The organism is Nocardiopsis sp. NPDC101807 (genome assembly GCF_044766605.1).
Lineage (GTDB): Bacteria > Actinomycetota > Actinomycetes > Streptosporangiales > Streptosporangiaceae > Nocardiopsis > Nocardiopsis tropica.
The window spans coordinates 42,406-68,761 of record NZ_JBIWMK010000009.1 but is presented as its reverse complement, the minus strand read 5'-3'; the positions used below and the strand labels follow the sequence as shown (position 1 = coordinate 68,761).

General features: G+C 74.9%; 18 protein-coding genes. 9 read left to right on the top strand and 9 right to left on the bottom strand.

What is annotated here, in order from left to right; translation table 11 throughout:
• Positions 1-227 precede the first annotated feature (227 nt).
• Positions 228-1,568: a glycerophosphodiester phosphodiesterase gene (locus ACIRPH_RS25380; protein WP_402918711.1), complete on the bottom strand. Its 1,341-nt coding sequence runs from the start codon at positions 1,566-1,568 to the stop codon at positions 228-230.
• Positions 1,569-2,018: 450 nt separating this feature from the next.
• Here ACIRPH_RS25380 and ACIRPH_RS25375 point away from each other — a divergent pair, with 450 nt between their 5' ends.
• Positions 2,019-2,777: a hypothetical protein gene (locus ACIRPH_RS25375; RefSeq protein ID WP_402918709.1), complete on the top strand. Its 759-nt coding sequence runs from the start codon at positions 2,019-2,021 to the stop codon at positions 2,775-2,777.
• 172 nt (positions 2,778-2,949) lie between these two features.
• Here ACIRPH_RS25375 and ACIRPH_RS25370 read toward each other — a convergent pair whose 3' ends face one another.
• Entirely contained in the window at positions 2,950-5,019 is a 2,070-nt protein-coding gene (locus ACIRPH_RS25370; protein ID WP_402918707.1) for a hypothetical protein, read from the bottom strand.
• A 155-nt stretch (positions 5,020-5,174) separates the two neighbouring features.
• Between ACIRPH_RS25370 and ACIRPH_RS25365 the strand changes: the two genes are divergently transcribed.
• A complete protein-coding gene (locus ACIRPH_RS25365) occupies positions 5,175-6,674 on the top strand; it encodes an NAD(P)H-hydrate dehydratase (RefSeq protein ID WP_402918705.1) in 1,500 nt (499 codons plus the stop codon).
• 46 nt (positions 6,675-6,720) lie between these two features.
• Here ACIRPH_RS25365 and ACIRPH_RS25360 read toward each other — a convergent pair whose 3' ends face one another.
• Both ACIRPH_RS25360 and ACIRPH_RS25355 read right to left on the bottom strand, forming a co-directional pair.
• The gene (locus ACIRPH_RS25360; protein WP_402918703.1) at positions 6,721-7,260 is read right to left on the bottom strand and encodes an NUDIX hydrolase; all 540 of its coding nucleotides are present in this window, start codon (positions 7,258-7,260) and stop codon (positions 6,721-6,723) included.
• On the bottom strand, positions 7,257-7,925 hold the full coding sequence (locus ACIRPH_RS25355; RefSeq protein WP_402918701.1) for a TetR/AcrR family transcriptional regulator: 669 nt from the start codon (positions 7,923-7,925) through the stop codon (positions 7,257-7,259). The genes ACIRPH_RS25360 and ACIRPH_RS25355 overlap by 4 nt, the downstream gene beginning before the upstream one ends.
• A 103-nt stretch (positions 7,926-8,028) precedes the next feature.
• Between ACIRPH_RS25355 and ACIRPH_RS25350 the strand changes: the two genes are divergently transcribed.
• From ACIRPH_RS25350 to ACIRPH_RS25340, 3 genes are all read left to right on the top strand, one after another.
• Entirely contained in the window at positions 8,029-8,994 is a 966-nt protein-coding gene (locus tag ACIRPH_RS25350) for a hypothetical protein (RefSeq protein ID WP_402918700.1), read from the top strand.
• Positions 8,991-10,292, top strand: coding sequence for a methyltransferase family protein (locus ACIRPH_RS25345; RefSeq protein WP_402918698.1), 1,302 nt, complete (start codon positions 8,991-8,993; stop codon positions 10,290-10,292). The genes ACIRPH_RS25350 and ACIRPH_RS25345 overlap by 4 nt, the downstream gene beginning before the upstream one ends.
• 229 nt (positions 10,293-10,521) lie before the next feature.
• Positions 10,522-12,711, top strand: a complete 2,190-nt coding sequence (locus tag ACIRPH_RS25340; RefSeq protein ID WP_402918696.1) for a PrsW family intramembrane metalloprotease — start codon at positions 10,522-10,524, stop codon at positions 12,709-12,711.
• Between the two features lie 277 nt (positions 12,712-12,988).
• Here the strand turns inward: ACIRPH_RS25340 and ACIRPH_RS25335 are convergent, their stop codons facing one another.
• Positions 12,989-13,270 carry a type II toxin-antitoxin system Phd/YefM family antitoxin gene (locus ACIRPH_RS25335; RefSeq protein WP_402918694.1) on the bottom strand — a complete coding sequence of 94 codons (282 nt, stop codon included), beginning with the start codon at positions 13,268-13,270 and terminating at the stop codon, positions 12,989-12,991.
• 41 nt (positions 13,271-13,311) lie between these two features.
• The gene (locus ACIRPH_RS25330) at positions 13,312-15,639 is read right to left on the bottom strand and encodes a molybdopterin-dependent oxidoreductase (RefSeq protein WP_402918693.1); all 2,328 of its coding nucleotides are present in this window, start codon (positions 15,637-15,639) and stop codon (positions 13,312-13,314) included.
• A 165-nt stretch (positions 15,640-15,804) separates the two neighbouring features.
• On the opposite strand from ACIRPH_RS25330, the gene ACIRPH_RS25325 reads away from it, so the two are divergent.
• The 3 genes from ACIRPH_RS25325 (at position 15,805) to ACIRPH_RS25315 (ending at position 19,053) form a co-directional block, all read left to right on the top strand.
• Complete coding sequence (locus tag ACIRPH_RS25325) at positions 15,805-16,752, top strand: HpcH/HpaI aldolase/citrate lyase family protein (protein WP_402918691.1); 948 nt, start codon at positions 15,805-15,807, stop codon at positions 16,750-16,752.
• Positions 16,753-16,825: 73 nt separating this feature from the next.
• Positions 16,826-17,524 (top strand): response regulator transcription factor, encoded by a 699-nt coding sequence (locus ACIRPH_RS25320; RefSeq protein ID WP_402918689.1) that lies wholly within the window; start codon positions 16,826-16,828, stop codon positions 17,522-17,524.
• Positions 17,525-17,631: 107 nt separating this feature from the next.
• A complete protein-coding gene (locus ACIRPH_RS25315; RefSeq protein WP_402919105.1) occupies positions 17,632-19,053 on the top strand; it encodes an ATP-binding protein in 1,422 nt (473 codons plus the stop codon).
• A gap of 214 nt (positions 19,054-19,267) precedes the next feature.
• Here the strand turns inward: ACIRPH_RS25315 and ACIRPH_RS25310 are convergent, their stop codons facing one another.
• Positions 19,268-20,563, bottom strand: a complete 1,296-nt coding sequence (locus ACIRPH_RS25310) for a glycosyltransferase (protein ID WP_402918687.1) — start codon at positions 20,561-20,563, stop codon at positions 19,268-19,270.
• A gap of 409 nt (positions 20,564-20,972) precedes the next feature.
• Complete coding sequence (locus ACIRPH_RS25305; RefSeq protein ID WP_402918685.1) at positions 20,973-22,799, bottom strand: trypsin-like peptidase domain-containing protein; 1,827 nt, start codon at positions 22,797-22,799, stop codon at positions 20,973-20,975.
• 274 nt (positions 22,800-23,073) lie between these two features.
• Here ACIRPH_RS25305 and ACIRPH_RS25300 point away from each other — a divergent pair, with 274 nt between their 5' ends.
• Positions 23,074-23,679: a response regulator gene (locus ACIRPH_RS25300; protein ID WP_402918684.1), complete on the top strand. Its 606-nt coding sequence runs from the start codon at positions 23,074-23,076 to the stop codon at positions 23,677-23,679.
• Positions 23,680-23,695: 16 nt separating this feature from the next.
• Here the strand turns inward: ACIRPH_RS25300 and ACIRPH_RS25295 are convergent, their stop codons facing one another.
• The gene (locus ACIRPH_RS25295) at positions 23,696-25,864 is read right to left on the bottom strand and encodes a SpoIIE family protein phosphatase (RefSeq protein ID WP_402919103.1); all 2,169 of its coding nucleotides are present in this window, start codon (positions 25,862-25,864) and stop codon (positions 23,696-23,698) included.
• Between the last annotated feature and the right edge of the window lie 492 nt (positions 25,865-26,356).

Here is a 26,356-nt window from a genome sequence, read left to right as displayed (position 1 = left end):
CCCACAACTCATTATGACACCACATGCTGTGGGGGGGGGGGCGCCCCCCCCCCCCGGGGGGCCCCGCGCCGGGGGGGGGGGGGGGGGGGGGGCCCCCCCCCCGCCCCCGCCCCGGGCGCCGATCGCATCCGGCGCTCTCCCGCGCTACAGGCGCCCCACGGCCGGTCCGGAACGCCGGGCCGGCAGCCCCGGGCGCCGACGTGCCGGGCGCTCCCGCGCCGGCGCGGTCAGGCCCGGGACCCCGGCGCGAAGCGCGCCCTGACGGAGCGGACCCCGACGCCCACGTAGCCGCCCCGGAACCGGGGGTCGGCGGCCGCGGCCACGACCCCGGAGACGTCCGGGCGGCTGACGCCCACGTGCGTGGGGGAGACCTCGATGCGCAGCGGCACGTACACCGGGTCACTCGCGGACACGGGGACCGCCGGACCCGTCGCGGTCGCGAGGCGGGTCGCGGCGCCGTCGGCCGCCGCGTAGAGGTCGAGTGTCCCGTTCGGCCGCAGCAGGACGTTGTAGCAGTCGACGCGGCCGTGGTCGTCGTCGTGGTAGCCCACGTCCGACCCCATGCAGAACTGGACCTGCGCGGACCGGGTGGCGCTCGTCGCCTCCAGGAGGGCGACCCGCACCTCCCACGTCCACGACCCCGGCGGCGCCTCGTGGCTGAGCGAACCGAGGACGGCGGCGGTGTAGTTCCCCGGCACCCCCGCCTCCATCCGCTCGGGCGCCAGCTCCAGGGCCGAGCCGGTGAGCACGCCCATGACCGGGTTCACCGGTGAGGGCAGGTGGCCGTGCGGCCAGGTGCCCAGGGCGTACAGGTCCGGGCCCGGCGCGCGTCCGGCCAGGTAGAGGGGGTCGTCGGTGACGATCCCCGCCGCGCCGGCCGCGAGCGCCGCGTCCCGCTCGCTGCGCCGGTTGACCGTGTAGACGAGGGGGCGCAGCCCGGCGTCGGCGGCCGCCGCGATCCGGTCGGGCGGGGCGTCCTTGCGCATCCCGTAGTAGTCGAAGCCCTGGTCACGGAGCTCGCAGGGGTCGCTGCCGCCGGCGGTCTCGATGTACCCGGCCGGGAGCCCGGCGGCGATCGCACGCAGACCGGGGCGCCGCTGGAACGACTGGACGATCACCGAGCCGGCCAGGTTCCAGCGGAGCACGTGGTCGACGATGGCGTCGCCGACGGCGTCGAGTCGGGCTCCGGTCGGGGCGGGCGGGTACTTGGCCTCGATCAGCCAGGCGACCGGGGCATGGGCGAAACGGGCGAACACCTCGTTGAGCGTGACGGTGGGCACGTCCGGCCACCCGGTCAGCCCGAGCCGGGACGCCGACCGGACGGGCCACCTCTTCACCGCCGTGGCGGTCAGTCCGGACACGGGCAGGGCGACGCCGTGCGTCCGGTTCAGGGTCGTGTCGTGGCACAGGACCAGCGACCCGTCGGCGGCGAGGTGGACGTCGACCTCGATCAGGTCCGACCCGGCGTCGATCGCCGCCGCGACGGCCTCCAGGGTGTTCTCGGGGGCGGTCGACCGGGCGCCGCGGTGGGCGACGGTCAGCGGCCAGGACAGGTGGTCGATCAGCACAGGCGCCTCCTCAGGGGGTGGGGACCGCGAACAACCTACGACGCGCACCTCCACGGCGGGGGCGGCGGGGCGGGGACGGAGCGCCTTCCCCGCCGCGCGATCGCCCACCACGCGACCGGCCCCGGGAGCGGCGGACCGCGGAGCGGACCCGGTGCCGGGCCGGCGGACCCCGGGACGGGGCGCGGCCGTGGAGAACCTCACAGGGGCGGGCGGCATCGAACACCGTGCCGCACCGTGTCCGCCACCGGGGTCCGGCCGGATACGTCCGGGGCGCCGGTGTTCCCACCCGCGGCCGTGTCCGGAACCGGACGCGTCGGGCGGGGAACAGCGCGAACGCGATGCGGTCATGTCGGATATTGTCCTCGCAGCCGCACGTGTTCACCCGACGGTGCACGGTGTAGGCGGCGCATCCCCTTCCACCGCATCGTGCACGAGAGCCGGAGCACCCCCGTGTCCTATCCCCAGTACCCCTCGGGCCCCCAGCAGCCGCCCTACGGCGGCCAGCCCCCCTACGGCGGTCCCACCGGCGGGCAGCCGCCCTACGGAGACCCCGGCGGGGGCCAGCCGCCCTACGGCGGGCCCACCGGCGGGCAGCCGCCCTACGGCGGTCAGCCCCCCTACGACATGCCCCCCGGCGGCCAACCCCCCTACGGCCCGCCGCCCAAGAAGGGCATGTCCACCGGCGCCAAGGTCGGCATCGGGGTCGGAGGCTGCCTCGGCGTGGTGATCATCGCCATCGTGCTCATCGTCATCATCGCCTCCCTGGCGGGGGGCGACGAACCGGTCGCGCAGCCCACCACGACCTCCTCCGCAGAGGAGTCGGCGGACGACACCGAGTCCCAGCCGGCCGAGGAGGAGGCGCCCGTCGAGCAGGGCGGCGTCACCGCCAGCGCCACCCAGAGCGGCACCGCCGGCGACGTCATCGACGACACCACCTACACCGTGGTGGACGTCGAGATCACCAACGACTCGTCCGAGGCCCTGGACGTCAACCCGATCTACTTCACCTTCGTGCTCGACGACGGCACGGAGCGCTCCGACTGGGCCGAGACGATCTTCGCCGACATCACCCAGATGGAAGCCGTGTCCGTCGCGCCCGGGGACAGCATCTCCGGGCAGCTCGCGACGGTGGGCGAGGTGACCGTCACCGAGCTCCGGTTCGACCCGAGCTTCGGGATGGAGGAGCCGATCGTCATCCCGGTCGGCTGACCCGCCCGGACGAACGGCGGAACGCCCCGGACGCGCCTGAGCGCGGCCGGGGCGTTCCCGTGTCCCGGTGCCCCGGGACGGGCGCCGAGGGGGCGCCGGGGGCGCCCCCTCGCCCGCCGGGGCCGGACGGGACCGTGGGGCCGATCCGGCGGCGGCCACGGAGGGCCACGGCCTACTTGGGCCAGTAGAAGACCTCGGCGGTGGCCGAGGTGACCTGCGCGCTCGCTTCCCCGAACTGCGCGACCCGCACCCGCACGCGCCTGCCCTTGGCGAGATTGCCCTTCCAGGCGTAGGTGAAGTGCCCGTTCCCCGCCGCCTGCACCGGACTCTCGATGGGGCGGTTGCGGGCCACCTTCCAGCCGCCGCTGCCGTCGGACTCGTACTCCGTGGCGCGCAGCTGTACCTCGGTCCCCGAGGCCAGTCCCTGGAGGGTGACGCCCACGGAGAGGTCGTAGAGCGCCCCGTCCGGCTCGTCCGGTCCCACGAGGGCGTACAGGTCGCCCCGGTGGCCGTCGTGGCGGCGGTCGAACTTGAGACTGGCCCACGTGGCGGGTGCCAGCTCCTGTGCGTCGTCCTTCTCGAACCTGCGATGTCTGGGCACGTCATCTCCCTCGGTTTCGTCCGGCTTCTTGGCGAAGGTCCCGTCCTTGACGAGCTTGTAGGCCCTGTCCCCGGGACACGAGGTGGAGATGAAGTCGCGGTGGCCGAGCACCTTGCCGGAGATGGAGGTGTCCGGTTCCATCAGCCACTGGCGCAGCTGGCGGACGGCGTTGATCTGCTCGGGTGTGATGGCGTCCTTCGGGCCCGTGGCCAGGGTCACCGAGTAGTGGGAGGTGTTGCCCCCGGGCTGCGCGGCCTGGGTGCGGTACAGACCGCGGCCTTCCAGGACATATCCGTGGGCACACGCCATGAACGAGTTCCCGGTGAAGTACACCGTGCCCGCCCGCCGTGCGAGCCAGGTTCCGTTCGGCGTGGTCGGGCACCAGATGCGGCCCTCGTAGGGTTCCTTCGTGATGGAGAAGGCCGACTTCCGCGTTTGCGCGGCCTTGGGCGCGAAGTGGGTCTTGCGCCGCAGTTCGACCTTCCACATGTCGTACTCCGTCGACGGCGTCGGCGGGCGCCTCCGCAACGACGTCGCATGTCCCGCCAGGATCACGGCGAACTGGAAGGCCTCCGCCGCCTCCCGGCTCTTCTGGCTGAGGGCCTGTACGTCGGCGGTTCGGCTGTTGTGTCCGTCGGCCAGCAGGGAGGCCTCGATGAACAGGCCGAGCTGAGCCCGTGTGAGGGACCGGAGAAACCCGTATCCGGGAACGCGTCCGGGCGCGTGGTCCAGAAGCACCCGACCCGCGTCCACCGAGAGATGGAACTCCACGAGGTGCCGGTTGACTGCTTCCCGCCATCGGGGGACCCCGTCCGCAGCAGCCCCGGAGCGGGGGAAGCCGTCACACGCGGGGCCGAAGAGAGCGTTCAGCGCTCCCCTGATCCTGGCCACGTTCTCCGGGTTCTTCTGCTCGGACTGGTAGACGACCACGCCCGTGCCGGGGACGCGGCTCCGGCTCTGCGGCTCGATGTGCCCTTCGGTCCAGAACCACGCCACCAGTTCCACCAGGGCGTCCGACCACTTGGGCTCGGTCGGGAGAGTGACGCAGGGAGCGGACAAGGGGATGCGGTCCGCGTACGTCAGGGTCCCGGTGGTCGCCCAGACGCGTTCGCGTCCCTGCTGCGTGCGCTCCGCGCGCCCTGTCGCCGCCCATCGACCATCGGCCGACTTCTGGCGCTGCGTCCCCGCGCGGCGGTAGAACCGCTCGACGGGCCACCGGTGCTGGGCCGTGGTCAAGGAGGAGTGGCTGTGCCCCTCCATCCTGATCAGCTCGCGCGGTACCGCGGGGAAGACGTTCACCGCCAGCAGCGGCTGCCACTGGGACATGCCCGTCTCGTGATCGAGGGTGAGGACCACATCGCCTTCGGCGATCTCCTGGAATGTCTTCCAGCCCTCTTCTGTGAAGATCTCCGTCTTCTCGTCGACGCAGTATCCGATGTCGGCCCACCCGCGTGAGGGGCCGGTGTGGAACTTGCGGGTGTTGCGCCAGTATGTGACACACGCCTCGTGCTTCTTGTCGGCGAGGCCCTGGTCGGCGCTGTCGTAGTGGATGACCAGTCCGGATCGGGGGTTGGCCCTCTCGGCGGGGGAGGAACCCCAGCCGAGGTCGGACCGGGACACGTACTTGCTCGGTCGAGGCATACACCCCATTGTTGCAAGCCGACACTCCGAAGGGTAGTGAAACGATGACATCGGGTTGAAATCGGCTTACCTGGAATGCCAGGTGTGGCGCTGTCCGCCCCACGGGTCCCACCTGCGACACGATGGTGGCCGATCGACCCCTCTGGAGGTAGCCGGTGCACTCAGCACACACCGTCAGCGTCGTCCGCGAAGCCGAGCGCGCGCTCATGGCGCGCGTTCCCGAGGGGGCCCTGATGCGCCGGGCCGCGGCCGGGCTCGCGGCCGAGTGCGCCGGGCTCCTGCCCCGGGTCTACGGGGCGGGGGTGGTGCTCCTGGTCGGCGGCGGCGACAACGGGGGCGACGCCCTGTACGCGGGCGCCCTCCTGGCCTCGCGGGGCGCGTCGGTGCGCGCCCTGACGGCCGGGCGGACCGTCCACGAGGGCGGCGCCGGCGCCCTGCGCGCCGCGGGCGGGCGGATCCTGCCGTTCGCGGGCGGCGCGGCCGAGGAGGCCGCCCTGTTCGACGCCGACCTGGTCGTCGACGGGCTCGTCGGCATCGGCGGGCGCGGCGGGCTGCGCGATCCGCACGCCGCCCTGGCGGTGCTCGCCTCGAACGCCCCCGCCCCGGTGGTCGCCGTCGACGTGCCCAGCGGGGTGGACGCGGACACGGGGGAGGTGGCCGGGCCCGCGGTCCGGGCCGACACCACCGTCACGTTCGGCACCCACAAGCCGGGCCTGTTCGTCGACCCCGGGGCGGAGCGGGCGGGCCGTGTCCGGCTGGTGGACATCGGGCTGGGGCCGGAGCTGCCCGGGCCCGCGCTGGTCCGTCCACAGGCTGTGGACATCGCCGCGCTCCTCCCGACCCCCGGTGCGGAGGAGGACAAGTACAGCCGGGGCGTCCTCGGCGTCCGCGCCGGCTCCGACCCCTACCGGGGCGCGGCGGTCCTGTGCGTGGGCGGCGCGCTGCGCACCGGGGTCGGGATGGTCCGCTTCGGCGGGGGGAAGGGCGTGGCCGAACAGGTGATCGGCCGCTGGCCGGAGGCCGTCGCCGACTTCCGCGACCCGCAGAGCAGCACCGACCTGGCCCCGGGCCGGGTGGCCGCCGTGGTCATCGGCCCCGGGCGCGGCACCCACCCGGCCAACGCCGACGAGCTCGCGGCGGTCCTGGACAGCGAGGTCCCGGTGCTGGTCGACGCCGACGGGCTGACCCTGCTCACCGGAGGCGGGGGCGGTCCGCTCTCCGCGCTGCTCCGCGCACGGACGCCGCAGACGCTCCTGACCCCGCACGCGGGTGAGCTCTCACGACTGCTCGACGTGGACCGGGCCGACGTGGAGGCCCGCCGGCTGGAGCACGCGGAGCGCGCCGCCGACCGGTTCGGGTGCACGGTCCTGCTCAAGGGGTCCACCACCGTGATCGCGCACCCGGGCGCCCCCGCGGTCGCCAACCCGACGGGGACGCCGCTGCTGGCCGCCGCGGGGACCGGCGACGTGCTGTCGGGGGCGGTCGGAGCGCTCATGGCGTCCGGCCTGCCCGCGCGCGAGGCCGCGACGTGCGGTGCCTACCTGCACGGGCGCGCCGCCTCGCTGGCCCGCGGCGGTGCGCCGATCAGCGCGTCCGACCTGCTGGACGCGCTGCCGCTCGCGGTGGCCGAGGTCTCCCGGGGCCGGGCCGTGTGACGGGGCCCGCCGGGGCGGTCGGGCGCCGCCCGACCGCCCCGGCGGGTCAGCCGCCCGCGGCGCGGGCGGCGTCGAGGCCGCGCTGCACGATGTCGGTGATGAAGTAGTCGCCGGGGTCGCGTTCGTCGCGCAGCCGGTGCACCAGGGAGTCGTCCACCCACAGGTGCTCGGTGTGCTTGCCGGGCTCCAGCCGCGGCGCCGACAGGTCGCCCTCGACCCGCACCAGGTAGTCGACCTCGTGCCGGGTGACGCCGTCGCCGGGGTCCCAGTCGAGCCGGTACAGCTCCGCGAGCACGCCGACGAGCCTCCAGCCGGTCTCCTCCTCGACCTCGCGGGCCAGGCCGTCGAGCATGGTCTCGCCCCGCTCGACGTGTCCGCCGACGATGTCCCAGCAGTGCGGGAACACCTTGCGGGTCGCGGACCGGCGCTGCGCGAAGACGCGTCCCCGGCCGTCGGCGATGACCGCGCCCGCCACGTGGGTCCTCCCGTCGGCGGTGTCGGGGAACTCGATCCCCGGGGCCACCGCCACGCCCTGCCCGGCCCCCGGCCCCGTCCCGCCGGCGCCCGCGCCGCCGCCACCGCTCATGCGTCCTCCTCCTGGTCCGCCGGCGACAAGCCTACGTCGCGGTTGCGGCGGGGCAGGCGCAGGGTGAGGAGCCTGGCCCGCGGCGCCAGTTCCCCGGCCAGCTCGAAGACCGCCTCGGTGCGGGTGCGGTCCTCGTCCAGGACGGAGAACAGGTTGACCCCCAGGTAGAAGGTGATCGCCCCGTAGGCGACCTCGCGCGCGGGCAGCAGCCTTCCGAGGGCCGATCCGCCCAGGACGCGGTTCCACTCGTGCTCGATGAACGCGATCCACGGCTCCGCGCGGTCGCGGATCTCCGTGCGGAGCTCGGGCTTGGTGACGGCGGCGGCCACGAGTTCGGAGAACTCGGTGATGTAACCGCGTTCGAGGTCGGTGCGGTAGATGCGCAGGGCCGCCTCCACGAGCTCCTCCAGGGTGTTCGCGCGCCCGGCGATCTCCCGGTACATGGCCATGCGCTCGGCGCTCGACCGGTCCAGCGCCGCGAGCAGCAGCTGGTCGACCCCGCCGAAGTGGTAGAAGACCAGCGCCGAGTTGGCCTCGGCGCGTGTGGCGATGGCGCGGGCGGACGCCCCGGAGTACCCCTCCTCCCGCAGCACCGCGCAGGCCGCGTCGAGCAGCCTCTCCTTGGTCTCCTCGCTGGTCCGCCGTCCGCCGCCGCTCCTGGCCATGGTCCTCCTCGCGTAGCCCCCTTGCCGGTCGGGGTGTGTTCATCATACGGTTTAATCAAGTGATTAAACCAAGTGCTTTAACTGCTTGATGAAGGGTGCCCCCATGTCCCGAAGCGACGAGCCCGAACCCTTTCCCGCCGACGTCCCCGCCCGCGCCCGCTGGACGCTCGCCGCGCTCCTGCTCGCGGCCTTCGCCGGCCTGCTGGCCCTGCGGGCCAACCACTGGGGCGGCCTCGACCAGACGGCGCTGTTCTACGTGGGCCTCCCCGCGGTGATCGCCCTGACCGTCGTGTTCACCGTGCGGGCGCGCAGCGTCACGGGCATCACGATGGCCGTCACCACCGTCGGCCTCGCCCTGGCGGCGGCCCTGCTCGGCGAGGGCACGGTGTGCCTGGTCATCGCCGCGCCCCTGCTCTACGGCATCGCCGGGCTCGTGGCCTGGACGGCGAAGGCCTTCGGGGCCGGCGGCCGGGGCGGACGCCACGCCCTGCTGGGCGTACCGGTCCTCTTCGTCCTCGCCCTGGAGGGCGTCGCCGGGACGAGCCTCCTCCCCCGGGCGGACCAGGGCGAGGGGTCGGTGCTGATCGACGCGGAACCGGAGCGGGTCGCCGCCGCGCTGGCCGCCCCGCCCGGCTACGCGGCCCCCGACGCCCTCTTCCTGCGCGCCGTGCCCTTCCCCCACCCCGTCCGGGCGACCGGGGACGGCCTGGAGCCCGGGGACGCCCGCGTCGTCGACTTCACCCCGAGGCGCATCCTCCGGATCGGCTCCGAGCCCACCCCCCGCGACATGGAGCTGGAGGTCGTGGAGAGCGAGCGGGACGGCGACGGCGGCCGCGTGGTCTTCGACGTGGTCCGGGACACGGCGTTCGCGAACTGGATGGACATGCGCCGGGCGGAGGCCGTCTGGGAGAGGGAGGACGGCGGCACCCGCCTCACCTGGACCGTCGAGTACGAGCGCACCTACGAGCCCTCCTGGTACTTCGGGCCGATCCAGTCGTACACGACCGACCTGGCCGCCGAGTACCTCGCGACGACCTTCCGGGACGCGGTCGCGGGGGAGGGGGAGTGACGGACGCGGAGGTCCCCGCGGCCCTGGTCCGGGGCGTCGGACTGTTCGTCCCGCTGCTGCTCCTGGCCGCTCTGTGCGCGTGGCGCGCGCCCCGGCCGCGCGAGGTCGCGTCGATGATCGTCGCGGGGGCGTGGGCCCTGCTCACCCTCGTCCCGCTCAACCTGTACGCGGTGCACGCGGGCTGGTGGTCCTTCCACGCCGAGGGCGCCGTGTGGCGCGGGATGCCCGTCGACCTGCTGATCGCCTGGGCGGTCCTGTGGGGCGCCCTGCCCGCGCTGATGCTCCGTCTCCTCCCCGTCCCCCTGCTCACCGGCCTGCTCGTGTGGATCGACGTGATCGTCATGCCGCTCGCCGAACCCGTGGTGGTCCTCGGGCCCCTCTGGCTCCTCGGCGAGTTCGCGGGGTCGGCGCTGTGCCTGATCCCCGCGCTGATGCTGGCCCACTGGACCCGGCGCGGCCGGCTGGTCCGCGCCCGGACGTGGGCACAGGCCGTCCTGGCGTTCGGGCTCATGGTGGGCCTGCCGCTGTACGCGCTGGACGCCGTCCCCGACCGGGGGGAGGCCCTGCTCGTCGCCCAGGTCCTCGCGGCGGCGTGCCTGCCGGGCCTGGCCGCGGCCCGCGAGTTCGCGCGGGCGGGCCGCGGCACCCCGCTGCCCTACGACCCGCCGTCGCGCCTGGTCACCAGCGGCCCCTACGCCTACGTGCGCAACCCCATGCAGGCGACCGTCGCCGCCGCCTACCTGGTGCTCGTCCCGGTGACGGGGGACCTCCGGCTGCTGGTCGGCGTCCTGGTCGCGTTCGCCTACGGAGCGGGGTTCGCGTCCTGGCACGAGGGAGGGCAGCTGCGCCGGGCCTTCGGGAGCGACTGGGAGGACTACCGCGAGGGCGTGCGCCCCTGGCTGCCCCGCTGGCGGCCGTGGCCCGGCCGGACCCCGGGGACGCTCTACGTGGCGGCCGACTGCTCCATGTGCACCGGCCTCGGCGGCTGGATCGCGGCCCGGGCGCCCGTGGCCCTGGAGCTGCGCCCGGCGGCGGAGCACCCCGAGGTCCTGTACCGCCTCACCTACGAGACGCCCGACGGGCTCCGCCGGAGCGGTGTGGCGGCGCTGGCGCGTGCCCTGGACCACCTCCACCTGGGGTGGGCGTTCGCCGGCTGGGCCCTCGACCTGCCCCTCCTCCGCCACGTCGGGCAGCTGTGCGCCGACGCCTTCGGCGCCGGGCCGCGCGCGTCCCGCGACGCCCGCGACGCACCGGGAGCCCAGCCGGGGGAGGGGGTCCCCGCCGGCGGCGGACGGTGACGGCGGGAGCCCCGGGACCGGCGGGACCTCCGCCCCGGCCGGGAGGGCGCGGCGGGGCCGGGCGCCGGGAGGGGCGCGGCGCGGGTCCGCCGCATGACATCACGGCCACAATGCCGCAGAGCGCCTCTTCCGCCGCCGCTCCGCGCCGTTATGCTCGGTCCGGCCGCTCCGTCCGCCGGCGGGCGGGACCGGCCCCCGCATCCGCCCCCCGCACGGCACGAGGACGTCGATGGAAGAACAGGCCATGCTCGCGCGGGACCTCGTCCTGCGCGTCTGTGCCGGAGCGACCGAGCTCGACCCCCAGTGGATCAGGGTCGACGGCAAGGTCACGACGCCCTTCCTCGTGCCCCGGGACCGCAACCTCATCCGCGCGATCGTCTCGGCCGGGCGCGCCATGGGCGTCGACCGGCTCCTGGTGTGCCGGACCCGGCCCGAGTTCTCGTACGACCCCGTCACCGAGGTCCCCCTCGACACCGACACCCTCATCGACCTCATCCGGGGCTGGGGTCCCACCCCCACCGACTTCCTCGTCTGCGTCGAGGACTTCTCCGCCGCCGTCCTGGTCACCGCCGACGAGCTCACGGTCGCGGCCGGGCCCGCCGACTTCGTCCGCGAACTCGTCGGCGCCGACATCCCCCAGGCGCGGGCCCACTTCGGCACCAGGGCCCGCGTCGAGGGCGGGCCCGTCCTCACCCGCGCCGCCCTGCTCTACAACTGCGCCGACGCCGGCTCCAGGCACGCCCGGAGTCCGCGCGGTCCCGGCCCCGACCTGCCCGAACGCCTCGCCCGCCGCGGCGACCGCCTCCGGGAGCGCTCGCCGCGCGCCGTCGGCGCGCTGCGCGCCCTGCGCGGCGCCTGGGGGTGGCTGGCGGTCGTCGCGCTGCTGGTCGCACCCCTGTTCGTCCCCAGCCTCGACACGGCCCTCCCGGCCCTGGCCACGGCCTTCGTGCTGCTGTTCCAGCTGGCCTGGCCCGCGCGGTCGCGCACCGTCTCCTTCGCGACCCTGCTGCGGGTGGCCGCCCTCGGCGCGCTCCTGCTGTGGCCGCTCGCCCTCGCCGAGACGGCCGTCGTCGGGCTCCTGGGCGTCGACCCGTACGGCGTCGTCGGCTACACCTATGTCGCGGTGGCCGTGGAGGAGGTCGGCAAGCTCGTGCCGCTCCTCCTCCTCGGCCTGGTGGCACGGCGGCGGGCGCGCCGACTGGCCGCCGTCGACTTCCTGCTGCTGGCCGCGGCGTCCGGCGCCGGCTTCCAGCTCGCCGAGCACCTGCTGACGGGGGTCTCCACCGGGGGCGGCGACCGGCCCGGCGGCGGAGGGTTCCTCCTGCCGGGCGGGAGCACCGTCACCGACGCCGCCGGCGCCGTCCTCGCGGTCTTCTCCGGCCACGCCGTCACCACCGGCCTGGTCGGGGCGGCCCTCGGGCTCGCCGTCGTCGGCCGCCGCTACGGCGCGTGGCTGTGGCTGCTGCCGCCGGTCGCGTTCGCCGTGGCGTTCCTGGAGCACCTCAACCTGAACGCCGTACTGGCCAACGCGGCCCTCCACCCGGTGTCCGGTTTCGTGCACCGCCTGCTCGGCGGCGGGGTCCTCACCCCGTGGCTGCTGGTCGTCCTCCTCCTGTGCGCCGTGGCCATGGACTACCGGACGATCGGCACCGCGGCCGAGTCGACGCCGCCGCTGCCCGGCCGCCCCCCGCTGGCCGGGCTGCGCCGCAGGGCCCGCGGCAGGTCCGTGGCGATGAGGGTGCGCGTCCCCTCGGACATCGCGCCGCTGTTCCGGAGGCTGGCGCTGTCCTGGGTGGACCTGCCGGTCACGCTCGCCACGACGCTGTCCACGATCGTCCACGAGTTCGCGGTGTCCGCCATCGCCGCGCGGCGCGGCCCCGGGGCCCTCTGCGACACGTGGCGGTTCCTCCGCAGGCGCCGGGCGAACGCCATGGCGGAGGCCCGGTCCGCCGGCCGCCCCTGGCGGAGCCACCCCTCGCAGGAGGAGCTCACCCGGCAAGCGCGCTCGCTGGCCCGGCGGCTGGGCCTGGCCGCCACCGGCGGCGTCACGGCGGCGACCGCCTCGTTCGCCGCCGCCGCGGTGTACGCCGCCGCGGTCCCCGGGGCGGGCGGAGCCGCGGACCGGGAGGCCCCGGCCTACGCGTTCGTGGCACTGGACCGGCTCCAGCTGTGGCTGGGCGGTCTGACGGGGGCGGAGACCGCGTGGGCCGTGCTCGTGCTGGTCGCGGCGCTCTCCCTGCTGGTCTCCGGCAACGGGGTCCCGCATGCCCACCCGCGCATGCGCGAGTTCCTGCGGGCGCCGACGGCGAACACGGGCGCGATCCTGGGCATGCTCGCCCCGGGCCAGGTCGGCTACGCGCTCCTCGGGCTGGCGGGGCTGCTCCTGCCCCGTCGGGTGGACCGCCTCCTGGTCCGCTGAACGCCCCCGACGCGCACCCCCTGGAACCTGTAGGCGTCCCTGCGGCGGCGGATGGAGTGGATCTCGATCGCGTCCTTGTCCGGTCGGATCCGGTAGACGATCCGATAGGTCCCCCTCCGGGCCGAGTGCAGGCCGGCGAAAGGCTCGTCGAGGGGTTTCCCGACCCGCCAGGGGTTCGTCCTCAAGGGCCCGTTGACGGATCCGTACGCGGCTGACGCCACGGCCTCGGGAAGTTCCTCGGCGAGGGCACGCCCGGCAGGACCCGGGTAGACGACCCTCACGCCCGGGGATCCCCGCCCAGGCGTGCCCCCATCAGCTCGGCCATGTCCTCCTCGGTGGTGAACTCCCCGGACTCGGCGGCCTCGGCGAGGTCCCTCCTGGTCTCGGGGTCGGAGAGGATGCTCAGTGTCTCCATCAGGGAGTCGTACCGGGCCACGGACACCATGACGACCGCGGGGCGGCCGTTCTTCGTGAACGTGTAGTCGGCGTGTTCGTGCTGTGCACGATCAGCGAGCTCGGCGATCCCGGCCTTGGCCTCGGTGATCGGAACGGTCTCCATTCTGGTCATTGAAATGGCCATGTGTGTTCGCGTCCACGTCCTCAGGGAACCGTGATGCCCGGGGGCGGCTCGAACGCGCGGACCGGCGGCACCGGGCCGGCGAACGGCTCCACCCTCACCCGCACCGTCTGCCCCGTGCACCCCTGGCTCAGCCGTGACGTCCCCACGTCCTCCGTCAGCGCGTTCGGGTTCCCGTGCGCGCACGTCACGCCCGGCGCCGACGGGTCGTACCAGGCGCCGGTGGACAGCTGCACCACGCCCGGCCGCAGCGCGTCGCTCACCACCACGCCCGCCAGGCACGACCCCCGACCGCTCGACACCCGCACCACGTCGCCGTCGGCGACGCCGCACGCCCGCGCGTCCTCGGGGCCGATCCGCAGCGGCGAGCGCCCCCCGACCTTCTGCGACATGCTGTGCGCGCCCATGTCCTGCTGGCTGTGCAGCCTCCCGCTGGGCTGGTTCGCGAGCAGCACGAGCGGGAACCCGTCGTCCCCGCCGTCCAGGGCGGGCCCCGGCAGCCACACCGGGTGCCCCGGACAGTCCTCGTACCCGAACGACGCGATCGTCTCCGAGAACAGCTCGATCCGACCGCTCGGCGTCCGCAGGGGCCTGCCCTCCGGGTCGGCCCGGAACTCGCCCAGGAGCGCCTCGTCCTCCACCCGGCCGGGCATCTCCACCCGCCCGCGCTCCCAGAACTCCTCGAACCCCGGCACCTCCGCGCCGTGCCTGGCCACCAGCGACCGCCACCGCTCGTAGACCGACCTCGTCCACTGGGCGCTGGTCCGCCCCTCCGTGAACTCCTCGCGCAGCCCGAGCCGCCCGGCCAGGTCGGCGTACGTGTCGTACTCGTCGCGGGCCTGCCCGTGGGGGGACACCGCCCGCGGCATGGCCCGCACGCTCAGGTCGCCCTTGCTGGCCGTCAGGTCGTCGCGTTCCAGCACCGTCGTCGAGGGGATGACGATGTCGGCGTGCCGGGCCGTCGCCGTCCAGTGCGTCTCGTGGACCACCACCGTCTCCGGCCTGCCGAACGCCCTGGTCAGCCGCTCCAGGTCCTGGTGGTGGTGGAACGGGTTGCCGCCCGCCCAGTACACCAGCCGCACGTCCGGGTACCGGCGCTCCTCGCCGTCGAAGTCGTACCGCCCGCCCGGCTCCAGCAGCATGTCGGCGATCCGCGCCACCGGGATCGACGAGTCGACGGGGTTGGCGCCCTGCGGCATCCTCGGCAGGCCCATCGGGGTCGAACCGCCCCCGTAGTTGCCCATCGACCCGTACCCCGACGCGAAACCCGCTCCCTGAAGCCCCACCTGTCCCAGGCAGCACGCCAGCGCCAGACCGGCCCACAGCGGCTGCTCGCCGTACCGGGCGCGCTGCACCGACCAGCCCACGTTGACGAGCGTGCGCTTCTCCGCCATGCGCCGGGCCAGCGCCCGCAGCTCGCCGGCCGGGACCCCGCTGATCCGCTCGGCCCACTCGGGCGAGCGCTCCACCCCGGGCCGGTCGCCGCGCTCGTCGCGTTCCCCCAGCACGTAGGAGCGCAGCACGTCCGCGCCGACCGTGTACCGGTCCAGGAAGCGGGTGTCGGCCAGCCCCTCCGTGAACAGGACGTGCATCAGGGCGAGCATCACCGCCGTGTCGGCGCCCGGCGGGATCGGCATCCACTCGGCCTTGACGTCCTCGGGGGTGTCGTCGAACAGCGGCGACACCGACACGAACTCCACCCCCGACTCCGAGGCGGCCCGCATCTCCGGACCGGCGGTCTGGGCCGCCCGGCCCCCCGAGGTCGTCCACGTGTTGGACAGCCGCAGCCCGCCGAAGGTCACCAGCAGCTCGGTGTGCTCGCGGATCTGCGTCCACGCCGGCGCGCGGTGCAGCAGCCGGTTCGCGGCGGGGGTGCCGATGATCCTGGGGAACAGCACCTCGACGGCGCCGTGGCTGTAGGTGGCGACCGACCGCGTGTACCCGCCGATCGTGTTGAGGAAGCGGTGCAGCTGGCTCTGCGCGTGGTGGACGCGCCCGGCGCTCCCCCACCCGTACGAGCCGCCGAAGATCGCCGCGTTGCCGTGCTCCGTGCGCACCCGGTCGAGCTCCGCCGCCAGCAGGTCCAGGACCGTGGCCCACTCGACCTCGACGTAGTCGTCGTCCGGGGCGCCGCGGCGCGGGTCGGGCCCCGGGCCGCGCTCCAGCCACCGGCGGCGCACCGCGGGGCGGGCCACCCGGGACGCGTGGTGCTGGGCCGCGGGGGTGTTGGCCATCACGGGGGAGGGGGCCGGGTCGTCGGGGTCGGGGCGGACGCCGACGACCCGGTCGTCCTCGACGACCACCTGGTAGCTGCCCCAGTGGGCACTCGTCGGACGCAGCGTGGCGGACATGGTCACTCTCCCTCGGTCACTCCGGTCCCACCGGGGGACCCGTCCCTCACTCTACGCACGCGCAGATGGGATGATGGGGCCCGCGACCCGTGGACGGCGGCGCCGGGAGCGGCCCCGCCACGGGAGACGCGGACACGGGCACGGTCGAGCGGAACGGGGACGGCGATGGGCGAACTCAGGTCGCGGCGGTCGGTACTCGCGGTCCCGGGGTCCAACCCCAGGTTCGTGGACAAGGCGAGGGGCCTCGGCACCGACGCCTTCTTCCTGGACCTGGAGGACGCGGTCGCCCCCTCGGAGAAGGAGGCCGCCCGGGGCACGGTCGTCCGCGCCCTCACGGAGGGCGGCTGGGACGGACGGGTCAGGTCGGTCCGCGTCAACGACACGACCACGGAGTGGGCCTACCGCGACGTCATCGCCGTCGTCGAGGGCGCCGGGGCCGACCTCGACTCGATCGTCCTCCCCAAGGTCACCGCGGCCCGCGACGTCGAGTGGCTCGACACCCTGCTCACCCAGATCGAGCGCGCCGCCGGCCTCCCGGTCGGCCGCATCGGCATCGAGGCGCAGATCGAGGACGCGCGCGGCCTCGTGAACGTCGACGCGATCGCCGCGTCCTCGCCCCGCCTGGAGGCCCTGGTCTACGGCCCCGCCGACTTCATGGCCTCCATCACCATGAAGAGCCTGGTCGTGGGCGAGCAGCCGCCCGGCTACGACACCGGCGACGCCTACCACTACGTGCTCATGCGGATCCTCACGGCCGCGCGCGCCAACGGCATCCAGGCCATCGACGGCCCCTGCCTCCAGATCCGCGACGTGGACGCCCTCCGCCGCTCGGCCGGGCGCACCGCGGCCCTGGGCTACGACGGCAAGTGGGTCCTGCACCCGCTCCAGGTGGAGGCCGCCAACGAGGCCTTCTCCCCCTCCCAGGAGGACTACGACCACGCCGAGCTGGTCCTGGACGCCTACGCGCACGCCACGACCGTGGACCGCCGGGGCGCCGTCATGCTCGGCGCCGAGATGCTCGACGAGGCCTCCAGGAAGATGGCGCTCGTGGTCGCGGGCAAGGGCCGGGCGGCCGGGCTGGAGAGGACCCGCGCGTTCGTCCCCGGGTCCTGACCGGCGGAGGCTCTGACACGCACCCCACCCGCCTCTTACCGCCTTCTCACCCGGATGGGGGACCATGGGCGCCATGGAAGCCACCGCCACGGTCCTGGTCGCCGACGACGACCGCGCGATCAGGGACTCACTGGAACGCGCCCTCCAACTGGAGGGCTACAGCGTCCGGACGGTCGCGGACGGGGTCCAGGCGCTCGCCGCGGTGCACGCCGACCCCGTCGACCTGCTCGTCCTCGACGTGATGATGCCCGGCGTGGACGGGCTGGGGGTGGCCAGGGTGCTGCGGGCCGAGCACGACCGCACGCCCATCCTCATGCTCACCGCCCGCGTGGAGACGCCCCACCGGGTGGCGGGGCTGGACGCGGGGGCCGACGACTACCTCGCCAAGCCGTTCGAGCTGGACGAACTCCTCGCCCGGCTGCGGGCCCTCCTGCGCAGGGCCGCGCCCGTTCCCGAGGACTCCGCCGACGAGGGACCCCTGCGGGCCGGGGAGCTGCGCCTGGACCCGCGCGCCCGCCGGGTGTGGCGCGGCGAGCGCGAGATCGAGCTGTCCAAGACCGAGTTCGACCTCCTCGAACTCCTCATCCGCAACACGGGGATCGTCCTGGACCACGCCACCATCTACGACCGCATCTGGGGCTACGACTTCGGCCCGGAGTCCAAGAACCTCGCCGTCTACATCAGCTACCTCCGCCGCAAGCTGGAGGACGGGGGCCCGCCGCTCATCCAGACCGTGCGCGGAGTCGGGTACACGCTCCGCCCGCAGGGGTGACGGGCGTGCGCACGCCCGCCGCCGACGACCGCGGGGGCGGCGCCGGGCCGGACGCGCCGGGCCCCGGGGCCGCCGGCGCCCACGCCGCCCTCCCGTGGCGCAGCGGCGTGGTGCTCAACCCGCGCGGCTGGCGGCTGGGAACCCGCTTCGCGGTCATCTTCGCGCTGGTGGCCACCGTGATCATCGCCCTGGTCGGCACCCTCGCCTACACCACCGCCGCCGCCCTCATCCGCGCCGACGTCAGGAACGGGTTCGAGAGCACCGTCGCCGACCTGTCCGACAAGCTCGTCGAGATCCACGGGCAGGAGGGCGGCGGGCCCTCCGCCGGCCCCATCCCGTTCCTGTCCAGCGACAACCTCCAGGTGCAGCTCCTCGGCCCCGACGGCCGCCGCACCGTCAGCGTCGAGGACCCCGCCGAGGTCGTCTTCTTCGCCCCCTCCGACGCGGACATGGAACTGGCCGCGACGGCCCGGCCCGGCGTCGTCGACATGCGCGAGCAGACCATCGAGGGGCAGGCCTACCGGATGGCCACGGTCTCCGTCGGCGACGGCTCCGGAGCCCTCCAGCTCCTCCAGCGGCTGTCGCCCACCGAGCTGATGCTCGACCGCCTCGCCACCCAGATCCTGTGGGTGGGCCTGCTCGTCGCCCTCTGCGCCGCGGCGGTGGGCTGGCTGGTCGGCCACCGCACCACCGGCCGCCTGGTCCGCCTCACCGACGCCGCGGAGTACGTCAGCTCCACGGGCCGACTCGACCCCGTCGGCCCCGGCGACGCGCAGGAGGAAGGCAACCACGACGAGGTCGACCGCCTCGGCAGCGCCTTCAACGCGATGCTCGCCCGCCTGGCCAGGTCCAAGGAGGAGCAGCGCCGACTCGTCCAGGACGCCGCGCACGAGCTCCGCACCCCGCTCACCAGCCTGTACACCAACGTCCAGGTGCTGGGGAGGGTGGACCGGCTCAGCCCGGAGGCGCGGGAGAGCCTCATCGACGACCTGCGCGGGGAGACCCGCGAGCTCACCGCGCTCGTCAACGAGCTGGTCGGGCTCGCCACCGGCGACCACGAGGACGAGGCCATGCGTGCCGTCCCCCTGAGGGAGGTCGTCGACAGGGTCGCCGAGCGCACCCGCAGGCGGACCGGGCGGGACATCGTCGTGGACGCCGACGACAGCGTGGTGTGGGGGCGCCCCGGCTCCCTGGAGCGGGCCGTCGCCAACCCGGTGGAGAACTCCGCCAAGTTCGACCCCGGCGGCGCCGCGCCCATCGAGATCCGCGTCCGGTCGGGCGCGGTCGAGGTACTGGACCGCGGCCCCGGTATCGACCCGGAGGAGCTGGGCCGCGTCTTCGAGCGCTTCTACCGCGCCACCGTCGCCCGGGGCCTGCCCGGCTCCGGGCTCGGACTGTCCATGGTGAAGGAGATCGCGCAGGCCCACGGCGGCCGGGTGTTCGCCCGCAACCGCGAGGGGGGCGGCGCCGCCATCGGGTTCCAGCTGCCGGAGCACAGGCCCGGGGGGCCGGAGGCCCCGGCGGGCTGAGGGCGGGGCGGGGCCCCGCCGAAGCGCTGCAGCACCCCCGCACGTCCGCGGCGACGGCCCCGTGGCGGAACGGGGCCCGCCGGGACGCCGTCCTCCCGCGGACGGGCCGGGAGCGGGACGGCCGACCCCGGGGCCGGGTCCGGGGAGCCGCTCCGCGGCGGGCGGTCCCGCGTGGCCGCGCCGGGCCGGACCGCCGGGCGGACCCGCGCCGCGGTCAGCCGCTCAGGACGGCCCCGGCGGACGCCGACGCCCTCGCCGGGACCGCCGCTCCGCCCGCGGCCTCCAGGTAGATCCGCTCGAACCGCTCCAGGGAGTCCTCCAACCGGTGCCGCGAGGCCATCGCCCGGCTGTGCTCGCCCATCCTCAGGCGCCCGCCCTCGTCCGCGATCACGTCCTCGATCCTCGCGGCCAGCTCCTCCGGGCTGCCCGGCCGGTACAGGTACCCGTTGCGGCCCTCCTCGACCAGGTGCGGCAGCGCCATGGCGTCCGCCGCCACCACCGGCAGGCCGCTCGCCATCGCCTCCAGGGTCGCGATGCTCTGGAGTTCGGCGATGCCCGCGATCGCGAACACGTCCGCGCACCGGTACACGTCGGGCAGGTCCTCCTGCGACACGAAGCCCAGGAACACCACCCGGTCCGCCACGCCCTCGGACGCGGCCAGCTCCTCCAGGCTCCGCCGGTACGCGCCGTGCCCGGCCAGCACCAGCTGGGCGGAGGCCGTCCGCGCCGTCGCCCGCACCAGCTCCTCGGTCCGCTTCTCCTCGTCCAGCCGGCCCACGAACAGCACCGTCGTCCGGTCGGGGACGCCCAACCGCGCGCGCAGCCGCCGCCTGGACGCCGCCCCGCCCTCCAGGGGGCTGAACCCGGCCAGGTCGACCCCGCAGGAGACCGGCTCGACCCGCTTGGCGAACCCCTGCTCCCGCAGCAGCCCGGCCGCCGCGGGCGTCGGGGTCGTCACGTGCTCCGTCCGGGACAGCACGGCGCCCAGGTCCCACCAGGCGATCCGGGCGGCGTACGGGCGCAGCGGCCCGGGGACGCGCACGTAGTCGAAGAGGTTCTCCGGCATGAAGTGGTTGGTCGCGACCACCGGGACGCCCCTGGCGCGGGCCGCCGCGGCCAGCATCCGGCCGACGAGGAAGTGGTTCTGGATGTGCACCGCGTCCGGCTCCAGCCGGTCCAGCAGCAGGTCCAGGTGTCCGCGCACCCCCAGGGGGAGCGCGAGGCGCACGCTGTCGTGGACGAGGGAGGACATCGAGCGGAGCCTGTGCTCGACCACCCCGTGCCGTTCGACCGTGCGGGGCGAGCCCTCCGGGGAGGGGCACACGACGTGCACCCGGGCGCCGCGCTCGGCCAGGCCGCGGGCGAGGCGCTCGGTGAAGTAGGCGGCGCCGTTCACGTCCGGGGGGTAGGTGTCGGTGCCGATCAGCACCCGGGGGCGGCGCTCCGGGCCGCCGACCGGGCGGGGAGGGGGCGCCGTCGTGGGGGAGGCTGGAGCGAAGGACGTGGACATGGACCGGATCTCCTGGCTGTCGGGTCGCCGCGTACGCACGAGTGTGGCCCACCCGCGTTGACCGTCGCCGACCTTCCGGTGACGGAGGGGCGACCGCTCAGGTAGCACACGGCGCAGAGAAGGATACTCTCCGTGTTCGACCGTGTGCGCAAGAGCACCATGGTGTGGCCGATCGGTGATCTCCGCCGGGTCCGCCCCGGGAACCCCGGAACCCGCCGACCCCGCCCCCGGGCGGGGCGGGGCCCGGCCGGGGGCGGGACCCCGCGCCCACGCCGACCGCACGAACCCCCGCGCATGGCGGGGGCCGGGGCGTGGGCCGCCGGCGGACGGCGGGCGGGAACGGCGACGGGGCGGCCCCGGGCCGAGGACCCGGGACCGCCCCGTGGAGAGGGAGCGCGACCGCGTCCGGTCAGTTGCCCCCGCCCTGCTCCGCCTCGTTCTCGACGGACTCCGAGCTCTGCTCGCCGAGCGTGACGGCCACGTCCTGGGGGGAGCCGCTGCCGCCGGACACCACCCCGAAGGTGACCTCCTCGCCCGGCTGCCGGGAGCGGATCTCGGCGATCAGCTGGTCGGGCGTCGTGACGGCCTGGCCGTCCACGGACACCACCACGTCGCCCGCCGACAGGCCGGCCCCGTCCGCGGCGCCGCCCTCGACCACCTCGACGATCTCGGCCCCGCCGCCGCGGCTGTTGGTGATGGTGGCCTCGATGGCCGGGTAGCTCGCGCTGCCGTCCTCGATCAGCTGCTCGGCGATGGGACGGGCCTGGTTGACCGGGATGGCGAAGCCCAGGCCCACGGAACCGCTGTCCTGGGAGATCCCCGCGATCGCGGTGTTGATGCCGATCACCTCGCCGGCCATGTTCACCAGCGGGCCTCCCGAGTTGCCGGGGTTGATCGCCGCGTCCGTCTGGATCGCGTTGATCACCGTCGAGGTCTGGCCGTTGCCGTTCTCGGTGGCGCCCGTGTTCACCGGCCGGTTCAGGGCGCTGACCACGCCCGTGGTGACCGTGCCGGACAGACCCAGCGGGGAGCCGATCGCGACCACGTCCGCGCCCACGCCGACCTGCTCGGAGTCGCCGAGGGTGGCCGGTTCGAGGTCGTTGCGCCCCTCGGCCTGGATGACCGCGATGTCGGAGACCGTGTCGGCGCCCAGCACCTCGGCGGGGGCGGAGGTCCCGTCGTTGAACAGCACCTCCAGCGGGCCGCCCCCGGACGCCTCCACCACGTGCGCGTTCGTGAGGATCTGGCCGTCGGAGGAGATGACCACGCCGCTGCCGCCGCCGTTGGCGGTCTGGATCGACACCACGCTCGGCAGGACGCTCTCGGCGACCTCGCCGACCGCGCCCTCCGTGGGCGTACTGCCCTGCTCGCCGGTCAGGGAGCTCACCGGGGAGCCCAGCCCGTTCGGGAAGAGGTAGGCGGTGCCCAGGGCCGCGGCCGGACCGACGATCAGGCTCGTGACCAGCGCGGTCACGGCGGCGATCGTCACGACCCGTCCGCCCCGCTTCTTGCCGCCGCCGTCCGCGGGGCCGGGCGCGGCAGCGCCGTACGGGGGGTGGCCGTGGCCGCCCGGACCGAAGCCCGAGCCGTCGCCGAACGGGGGCAGGCCGGGCCCGCCCGGAGCACCGGGGGCCCCGGGGCCGTTCGGGCCGCCGGGACCCTGCGGACCGCCGTACGGCAGGCCGGGGCCGGCGTGGTGGGCGGCGAACTGGTCGGACGGGCCGCCCGCCGGACCGCCGGGGCCGCCGACGTGGGGCGGGAACGTGTACGAGGCGCGGTCCGCCTCGTTGGGACCCGTGGCCCACCGCGGGGCGTGCTCCGGAGGGGAGAAGCGCGGGCCCGTCCCGGTGACGTGCGCCCCCGCGTGCTGCACGGGGTGTCCGGGGCGGGCCGTGCCCGGGTGCTCCCCGTACCCCCCGTGCGGCAGGGGCCGCTGCTCCGCCGGGAAGGGCGGGCCCGCGTGTCCCCCCGCCTGCGCGGACCGCCCTTCGGCGTCGTCCGGCCCGGCGTCCCCGGACCCGCTGCCCCCGGCCGCCCGCGGCGCGGCCGACCGGTCCTCGTGCCCGGCGGGAACGCCCCCGCGCTCCCCGCCGGGCACGGGCTCGTGCGCCTCGCCGTCGGCGGAGGAGAGTCCCTGACCGGACGGCACCTGCTGGTCGGTCGGCTCCGCGGGGAGGCGGGCGTTCCCGGCCGCCGCACCGGGCTCGGTACCTGTACTCGGTTCGTTGGGGTTCAACTCATCCTCCGACTGGCGGGACGATGTCTAGTGGACGGGATCCATCATGCGCCGCATGGGTTAGAACAGGGTGAGAGCCCGATATACCAGGGTTTCGAGTCCGTGCCGGGGGCGGCGGACCGGGGGCCGGAGGGGACGCGCGCGCCCCGGGCCGCCTCCGCGGAGGCCGGACCCCGCGGCCTTCGGAGCTCCCGCACCTGCAAGAACCTTATGCACCACAATGTCCGGAACGATACCGCGCCGGGGCTCCGGCTACACGTGAGAAGGGCCGACCTTGATCAAGATCGTGCTGGCCGATGACGAACACCTCGTCCGAGGGGCCATCGCGGCCCTCCTCGGCCTGGAGGAGGACCTGGAGGTCGTCGCGCAGGTGGGCCGCGGCGACCAGGTGGTCGACGCGGTCCTCGGACACGGCGCCTCCATCGCCGTCCTGGACATCGAGATGCCGGGCGGCACCGGACTCGAAATCGCCGCACAGCTCAAACAGAGCGCCCCGGGCTGCGGCGTCGTCATCCTCACCAGCTTCGGACGCCCCGGCTACCTGCGCCGGGCCCTCGCCTCGGGTGCGCGCGGGTTCCTCGCCAAGGACGCCCCGGTCGACCAGCTCGCGGGCGCCATCCGGCGCGTGCACGGGGGAGGGCGCTACATCGACACCGACCTCGCGGCCGCCGCGATGGTCGGAGGGGAGAGCCCCCTGACCGACCGCGAGGCCGACGTGCTCCGTGCCGCGTCCGACGGGGCCACCGTCGCCAGGATCGCCGCCGCCCTGCACCTGACGGAGGGGACGGTCCGCAACTACCTCTCCAACGCCATCGGCAAGACCGGCGCGGACAACCGCATGTCGGCCATCCGCACGGCGCAGGACATGGGCTGGCTGTGACGGGGGCCGGCCCCCGTCACAGGAAGCGCAGCACCAGCATGGCCGTGTCGTCCGTGTGGCCGCCCGGCGCGTACTCCTCCAGCTCGCGGTCGATCCGGCTGATGACCGCCTGCGCGGTCAGGCCGGAGCACCCGGAGAAGATCTCCAGCAGCCCCTCGTCGCCGAGCATGTCCGTGTTGCTGCGCCGCTCGGTGACGCCGTCGGTCACCGCGAGGACCACCTCGCCGGGACGGATGTCCACGCTCTCCGTGGTGAAGCCCACGTCCTCGAACGCCCCCAGGAGCGGCTGCGACGTCCCGAAGTTCTCGACCTCGCCCTTCTGGTTGAGCCGCATCGGGAGGGGATGGCCCGCGGACACCATCCTCACGCGCATCCCTCCGCCCTCGTCGGTGGCCGGGGTCATCTCCCCGTAGAGCATGGTGAGGAAGCGGGTGGAGGTGTTCTCGTCCAGGATCGCCATGTTCAGCCGCTGCATGATGTGCGACGGGGTGAACCCCTCCTTGGCCAGGGCGCGCAGGGTGTGCCGGGCCAGGCCGGTCACCGCCGCGGCCTCCGGGCCGGTCCCGCACACGTCGCCGATGGCGAAGCACCAGCGGCCGCTGGCGGCGAACACGTCGTAGAAGTCGCCGCCGACCTGGTTCTTCTCGTCCGCGGGGCGGTAGAACACCGCGTGGTCCACGCTCGGGATCACCGGCTCCTTCTCCTTCGCGGGAAGGAGGCTGCGCTGGAGGGCGCTGCTCATCGCCGCCTGCTTCTCGTGCAGGCGGGCGTTCTCCATGGCGGAGGCCACGCGGCGGCTGAGGTCGTCCGCGACGTCGACCTCCTCGCGGGTGAAGTCGTCCGCCTCGTTCTTACCGATCGTCATCCGGCCGAGCGCGCGGCCGTGCGCCACCAGCGGGATGCTGATCGCGGGGCCGCTGGCCAGCTCGCGGACCAGCTGCTCGTCGAGCCCCTCCTCGGCGAGTTCGGCGGGCGACCACAGGGGCTGGGGCTCGCGCTGCTCCCGCGGCGGCAGCCCGGTCAGCAGGGCGCGCAGGACGTCGTTGTAGTTCTCGTCCCCGTGCACCACGTGGGTGAGCTGGGAGGCGCCCAGCTCGTTGACGGTGTGGATGGAGCACCACCGGCCCAGCCGGGAGGTGATCAGCTGGGCGGCGAGCGCGCCCGTCATCCGCTCGTCCAGCGTGCCCGCGAGCAGGTCGCTGGCCTCGGCCAGGAAGCTCAGCGACGCGCGCCGGTTGAGCTCGACCTCGGCCAGGCGCGAGCGCTCCACCGGGAGCGCGATGAGGTCCGCGCCCTCCTGGAGCCTCTTGGCGGCCGAGGGGCCGAAGTGCCTGGCCCGCCGGGAGGCGACCCCGAGCAGGCCGGCCACCCGGCCGTCCACGATCAGCGGCGCCGTCACCAGCGAGCGCATCCCCGCCCTCGACAGGCGGCCGCGCCCGGTGCGGGCGATCATCAGGTCGTCGTTGATCACCGCGCCGGGCTCGGGCGCGGCGGACGGGAAGGTCTCCTCGGTGCGCACGCGCAGCGGCCGCCACGGCGCCCCGCCCGGGGTGAGCCCGACGGCGGCGCGCACCTCCCACATGGTCTCGTCGGAGGTCGCCAGCGTGATGTAGGCGGCATCGCCGCCCAGGGCGGTCGCCGCGTACTCCACGGTGCGCTCCAGCAGCTGCGGCAGGGTCAGCCGCGAGCCGAGGGCGGCGTCCAGCGCCGACCACGGCGCGGGGCGCACCTGGCGGGCCGGACCGCGCCGCACCTGGGGCGACTCCAGCGAGGGGTGCTCGCCGGGGGCGTCCTCGATCCGGAACCACACCGCCTTGTCGTTGCGCCCGTAGCTCACGCCCCAGCTGGACGCGATCGCGGACGCCAGGGCCAGCCCCAGCCCGCCGCTGCGCTCGTCGTCCCTGGACGGCGAGGTGTCCACGGCCAGCGGGCCGGCCTGGGGCACGGCGCGCTCGGGCGCGGAGTCGGTGACCATCACCTCGGTCGCGCCCTCGGCCCGGCGCACGGTCACGTCCAGGCTCGACCTCGCGTGGATGACGGCATTGGTCACCAGCTCGCTGACCAGCAGGATCACGTCGTCGAACGGGTCGGGCACGCCCCAGGAGAGGAGGGTGTCGTGAACGAACTCACGGGCAGCGGCCGCGGTCTCCGGGGCAGGAGGGAACTCTCGTCGAGCGACCTTCAACGCGTCGTGTGCTGGCAAGCCGTCGGTGTCCTTCGTCGCTGGATACGGGCGAGGGGGTGGTGGTCACTGACACGATACGCGTGCACCCGCCGTCGGAACCCGGGGTATCGCCGGGAAACCTCCGGACCGGGGGTCGCGCGGTACCGCTCCCCGTGATACCACCACGCCCCCCGGGGCACGGGGGACGGCACGCTGACCGGGCCGGGGAGGCGGGCGGAGGAGCCCAACATGGAGAACCCGCCCGTGCGGCCCACCCCGGCCGGTTAGTGTAAGTCGACACATCCGCTTCTTTCGGGTGGTACTTCGCGCGGGTAGCGTGACGGGGTGTCACCAAGGGTACGCGGGCCACACCGCGGACCCCCTGCCCGTGCGCCCCTCCCGCGGGCCCGCCCCCCCCCCCCCGGGGCCCCGCCCCCCCCCCGGGGCCCCCCGGGGGCCCCCCCCGGGGCGCCGGCGGGGGGGGGGGGGGGTGGTGGCCCGCGGCGGGACAAG

Coding starts and splice junctions, on each gene's coding strand:
- ACIRPH_RS25335 (WP_402918694.1), bottom strand. CDS start 13,270: ATGGAGACCGTTCCGATCACCGAGGCCAAGGCCGGGATCGCCGAGCTC.
- ACIRPH_RS25320 (WP_402918689.1), top strand. CDS start 16,826: ATGGAAGCCACCGCCACGGTCCTGGTCGCCGACGACGACCGCGCGATC.
- ACIRPH_RS25370 (WP_402918707.1), bottom strand. CDS start 5,019: ATGCCTCGACCGAGCAAGTACGTGTCCCGGTCCGACCTCGGCTGGGGT.
- ACIRPH_RS25355 (WP_402918701.1), bottom strand. CDS start 7,925: ATGGCCAGGAGCGGCGGCGGACGGCGGACCAGCGAGGAGACCAAGGAG.
- ACIRPH_RS25350 (WP_402918700.1), top strand. CDS start 8,029: ATGTCCCGAAGCGACGAGCCCGAACCCTTTCCCGCCGACGTCCCCGCC.
- ACIRPH_RS25330 (WP_402918693.1), bottom strand. CDS start 15,639: ATGTCCGCCACGCTGCGTCCGACGAGTGCCCACTGGGGCAGCTACCAG.
- ACIRPH_RS25310 (WP_402918687.1), bottom strand. CDS start 20,563: ATGTCCACGTCCTTCGCTCCAGCCTCCCCCACGACGGCGCCCCCTCCC.
- ACIRPH_RS25325 (WP_402918691.1), top strand. CDS start 15,805: ATGGGCGAACTCAGGTCGCGGCGGTCGGTACTCGCGGTCCCGGGGTCC.
- ACIRPH_RS25340 (WP_402918696.1), top strand. CDS start 10,522: ATGGAAGAACAGGCCATGCTCGCGCGGGACCTCGTCCTGCGCGTCTGT.
- ACIRPH_RS25360 (WP_402918703.1), bottom strand. CDS start 7,260: ATGAGCGGTGGCGGCGGCGCGGGCGCCGGCGGGACGGGGCCGGGGGCC.